The following is a 4714-nucleotide window of genomic DNA, read 5'->3' as shown; positions in this document are numbered from 1 at the left end:
CTGAAAACCCAGCTCAGAAAAGGAGAAAAGACTGTCGATAATCTCCTGAATAAGCTTTTCACGCTTTTCCACGCCCATGGCAGCCTCGGCCTGCAGCCCGGAAAGCATGGGCGTCGGCCGGTTTGATTCCTCCGCAGCGTTGAGACTCCACGGCGCCATGCTCAACGCCAGTGTTGCGGCAGTCGTAGCCACCGCGTTGTGAAATTTACCCATGAGATCTCCTTCTTGTGTATTCCTTTGAATTGTTTTGCGCAGCTTAACGCGACCTGACATCAACGCCCCAAAGGGGGCTCAGCGCTTTAGCCCGTCCTTTTCCAGTTTCCAGCACAGGGAATCTATGCGGTCCTGACCAAAAAACGGCTCATCCTTATAGACAAATAATGGCACACCACGATGCCCCGCCGCCGCCTGCGCTTCCTGATTGCTTTCAACAATCGCTTTATGCGTTTCACCATTACCCACCGCAGTCTCCATGGCCGCTAAATCAAGTCCAGCCCGCTTCGCCGCTTCGGCGAGGTGATCGCCTTGATTCCAATCCGGCGTTCCGCTCCAGATCAGGCGGGACACTTCCCGCGCAAAGGGCAGACCCGCACCCTGACGTTCAGCCTCCGCACCAAGGTAGGTCAGACGAAAGATGTGCGGTTGCTCATCAGCGATGGTAAAGGTGCTCATATCCTGAACGATGGGATCAGGGCTGGGAAATCCCGCTGGCAATCCCAGCATTTCTGCTCGTCGCAACCAGTCGATGAGAATGTAGCGCACCCGGTCATGATTGGACTTGTCGAAAAAATTTGGCTCCCGGATCGCCAGGGGCAACACCGGCCGGAAACGCACGTGCACATCGAAATCAGCCAGGGCATCCTCGGCAAGCTGCGCCGCCAGGTAGCTGTAGGGACTGCGGAAAGAAAAGTATAACTCGATGGTTTCGCTCAAAGCTGGCTCTCCTGACTATTATTTATGGTCGGTCTTGTCGCATAAAAGCTGACAGACGACGCCCAGCTTGTCATGATACGACGTTGCAAGGTCAATGCTTTATAACCGTAAACAGGATACCTCATGAACACATCATATACCCTTCCGCTGCCTGCGGTGATTGGCGCCGTTTTAGCGCTGACAGTCAGTTCCCTCCATGGAAACCTCCACGCGGCCGAAGCCGAAGCCGCCATCATGCCAAAGTACATGGCAGAGATGGAAACGCTTACCGCTGATGCCCGGGTTCAGACAGCGCTCGATTACGTACTGACCATGGAAGCACAGTCCAAGGAGGAGTTGATCGAACTCACGGAAATCCCCGCGCCGCCGTTCAAGGAGGACCTCAGGGCCGCACACTTTGCGGAAATGCTCAAAGACCGTGGTCTTAGCGATGTCACCATCGACGGAGCGGGCAATGTGGTTGGCCGCCGCCCGGGCAAGAGCGGCGACAAAGTTGTCGCCTACGCGGCTCACCTGGATACGGTGTTTCCTGAAGAAACTGACGTCACTGTCAAATTTGAAGGCAACAAGATGATCGCGCCCGGTATCGGCGACAACACCCGAGGCCTGGTCACACTTCTTGAAGTTATCTCGGCCTTTGACGAAGCGAATATCGAAACGGAGGCCGACGTGCTGTTTATCGGTAACGTGGGTGAAGAAGGGCTCGGTGATCTTCGCGGCGTGAAATACCTGTTTCGCGATGGCGCCGAAAAAATCGACACTTTCATCGCCGTCGATGGCGGCAACGCCGAGCGCATTGTTTATGGTGGTGTGGGCTCTCACCGATATCGTGTGACCTTTAAAGGTCCCGGCGGTCATTCCTGGGGTGCTTTTGGTCTCGCCAACCCGCAACACGCGTTGGGACGCGCTATCGCAATTTTTGATGAGAACGCCCCTTCGGTCACTACCGTTGGTGAAAAGACCAGCTACAACGTCGGCCGCATCGGTGGCGGAACGTCTATCAACTCCATCCCCTTCGAGGCGTGGATGGAAATTGATATGCGCTCAGGCAGCCAGGACAAGCTTGACGATATCGATGCGGTGCTCCAGTCGGCGATCCAAACTGCATTGAAAGAAGAAAATGAAGGACGCCTCGACGGCCCTGCACTGACGGTGGATGTTGACCGCGTGGGCACTCGTCCTGCGGCCAAGGGCGACTCATCGGCGGCCCTGGTGCAGCGCGCCATGGCGGCGACCACCGCGCTGGGCATCACCCCGTCGCTGCAGATTTCCTCGACGGACTCCAACCTGCCTATTTCCAAGGGTATTCCTGCGGTAACCATGAGTCGTGGCGGAAAGTCCGCTAATGCTCACTCGCTCCATGAGTACTGGGAGCCCGTCGACGTTCACCTCGGTCCCCAGATCGGCATACTGACGATCCTCGCAGAAGCAGGTCTGGCAGACTAAGGCGCTGAACACCGCGTTCGAAAGGCCTGACCCCGCGCCGACGCCCGACCGCCCTCTCACGGAAAACGCAATCCGCGGTATTTTTGAGCGTGAGCGGGTCCGGGCCCAAGCCCTTTTCCCGCATTGGGAACATCCCTTTGCGGAGCTGCGCTTTAACCGTGCCCGCCGCTCCTACGGCCAGGCTCATCGCGACGGGCGCATCGTTTTATCCCGAAGCTTCGTGGGAACCACGGCCGTAGCGGATCTGGAAGACACCATACGTCACGAGCTCGCCCATCTCATTGCGGGCATTCGCTACAAACACGGTCCGCGCTGGCAGCATGTCGCCACCCGCCTGGGGGCCACACCGCGCGCTTCGGGACGCTCAGAGGATGATGTGCTTCACGAGAAAATGTCCCATGCACGGTTCACCCTCATCGCCATTATGGAAAACGGTGAAGAGCGCACGGTACGCAAAGTGCATCGGCGCTCCCGACGCTACACGGAGTATCGTCTCGGCCGTCGAGGGCAGCGATATCACATCAAGGGCGACTTTGTAGAGCGCTTTGTCTATCTCGACGAGCAGGAGTAACGCGGCGCTCCAAGCTGCAGCTCCTTTGCGACTTGGCTTGTCGCCATGCGGTCGGCGCTTCTATACTCGATGTCCGTTTTTCCCGTGGTCTTCCCCTTGAAAAAGACATATCGCTTCGCTGCTCCTCGCCTGTCCGTGTCACCGCTGCCCGGGATGGTGTCCCTCTCCCTGGCATTGCTCCTCGCCCTGACGCTGGCCACCGCCACCGCGCGGGGGTCATCGCCCTATGACCTGCCGATAGAGGAGCATTTGTTTAAGAACGGACTTCGCTTACTGGTCCTTGAACGTCCGGGCGATCCGCGGGTAGAAGCCAAGATCTTTACTGACATGGGTGCCATACATGAAACGCCGGGGCTTTTGGGCGCTGCGCATTTTCAGGAACACATCATGTTCAAGGGAACACCCTCCCTGGGTACCACGGACTGGTCCGCAGAGGCACCAATCCGTGAACGCATGAAGGTCGTGGAAGCCGAGTTTGTCGAAGAAAAAAACCGGGCACGCAATATCATTCGCCAGCGAGGCGCGATGGATGACTATCGCCATGGAGAGACGACTGCGCGGATGCGAGAACTACAGGCGGAACTGGCTGCGCTGGAGGAAGAGGCCTCGCAGTACCGGGAAAACGGCGCACTGAACAAGTGGTACCAGGCCTATGGCGGGACAAACCTCACCGCCACCACCGAACAGGAGTATATGAAGTTCGACATCAACCTCCCCGCGGAGCGCATCGATCTGTTTTTCAGGCTCGAGGCAGATCGCATGAGGAACACAGTGTTCAGGGAATTTGATCAGGAGCGCATGATTCTTGTGGAGCAGCGTCTTGGCGATCTTAACAAGCCCTCTACCCCCTACTACGAGCAAATGAATGCGATGGCAGGCCTTATCCACCCGGTGTTTTGGCCCGAGGGCTATAGCAGCGATTTTTACGAGTACACGCGGACTTCGCAACGCGCCCTCTATGAAGAGTATTTTGTTGTTAACAATAGCACCATCGTACTCATCGGCGGAGTCAGCCTCGAGGACATGATCCCCCGCGTAGAACATTACTTCGGCGGGATGGACCCGGCACCCGAGCCCACCCGAACCCCGGCTATTGAACCGCGCCCCGGTGCCGAGCGGCGACTCATCTATCGAAACGACGAGATCAACCCAAGAGTCGAGTTCAGATATCTCATTCCTGCGGTGGGGCATCCAGACCGTCCTATGTTCGATGTGCTGGGCGAAGTCACCCGCGCCCGCCTCCAAAAAGCCGTAGATGGAGCGAGCCTGGCCGCGACGGTCAATGTCAACACACGGGTGGTGCACACCAATCGCTTTGGCGTTCCCGGTACTATGAACTTTGAATTAATCCTGAACGACGCCAAAGATCTTGTGACAGCCGAAACATTACTGGAGAAAACCCTCGCTACCCTTGGCAAAGGCGTCGGTAATGGTGAACTCCAAACCGCCAAGGAAAAGCTGCGTACTCAGTGGTTTCGCACGATGCGCGATGCCAGCGCCCTGGCCTTTGAGATCGGTCACTTTCAAACCATGGACAGCTGGAAGACACTGCCGGCATACCTGGAATCGCGGGACGCCACGGACTCCAAAGAACTCAAACGCCTCGCAGACACTTACCTTGTGGTCGACAATCGCAGCGTTGGCATTGCCCGTCCGCGCCAGGCTATGGCAACCACGGAGATGCAGCCATGAACGTTTTCACGAACAGTCTCGCTTCGCTCTCGAGTGCCATTGTCTTGCTGGGCGTGTTTTGCGCTCCGGTGA

Annotated in this window: 3 protein-coding genes and 2 pseudogenes; 3 read left to right on the top strand and 2 right to left on the bottom strand. The window is 57.3% G+C overall.

Annotated features, from left to right (window positions below; all coding sequences use genetic code 11):
* Positions 1-213 (bottom strand): annotated as a pseudogene (locus tag ACTG3T_RS03095) (amidohydrolase); the annotation flags it as partial.
* Positions 214-291: 78 nt separating this feature from the next.
* Positions 292-933, bottom strand: a complete 642-nt coding sequence (locus tag ACTG3T_RS03090) for a 2-hydroxychromene-2-carboxylate isomerase (protein ID WP_439100802.1) — start codon at positions 931-933, stop codon at positions 292-294.
* Positions 934-1056: 123 nt separating this feature from the next.
* Between ACTG3T_RS03090 and ACTG3T_RS03085 the strand changes: the two genes are divergently transcribed.
* The 3 genes and pseudogenes from ACTG3T_RS03085 to ACTG3T_RS03075 form a co-directional block, all read left to right on the top strand.
* Positions 1057-2379, top strand: a complete 1323-nt coding sequence (locus ACTG3T_RS03085) for a M20/M25/M40 family metallo-hydrolase (protein WP_439100801.1) — start codon at positions 1057-1059, stop codon at positions 2377-2379.
* A 4-nt stretch (positions 2380-2383) separates the two neighbouring features.
* Positions 2384-2950, top strand: a complete 567-nt coding sequence (locus ACTG3T_RS03080; protein WP_439100803.1) for a SprT-like domain-containing protein — start codon at positions 2384-2386, stop codon at positions 2948-2950.
* A 45-nt stretch (positions 2951-2995) separates the two neighbouring features.
* Positions 2996-4399: pseudogene (locus tag ACTG3T_RS03075) on the top strand (M16 family metallopeptidase); the annotation flags it as partial.
* Positions 4400-4714: the final 315 nt, after the last annotated feature.

It is taken from the genome of Congregibacter sp. (assembly GCF_965660375.1).
Taxonomy (GTDB): Bacteria; Pseudomonadota; Gammaproteobacteria; order Pseudomonadales; family Halieaceae; genus Congregibacter.
Note: the sequence above shows the minus strand (reverse complement) of the source record. Positions and strands in the feature narration are given on the sequence as shown.

Excerpts from the sequence above, each read along its gene's own strand:
- ACTG3T_RS03085 (WP_439100801.1), top strand. The coding sequence starts at position 1,057 with ATGAACACATCATATACCCTTCCGCTGCCTGCGGTGATTGGCGCCGTT.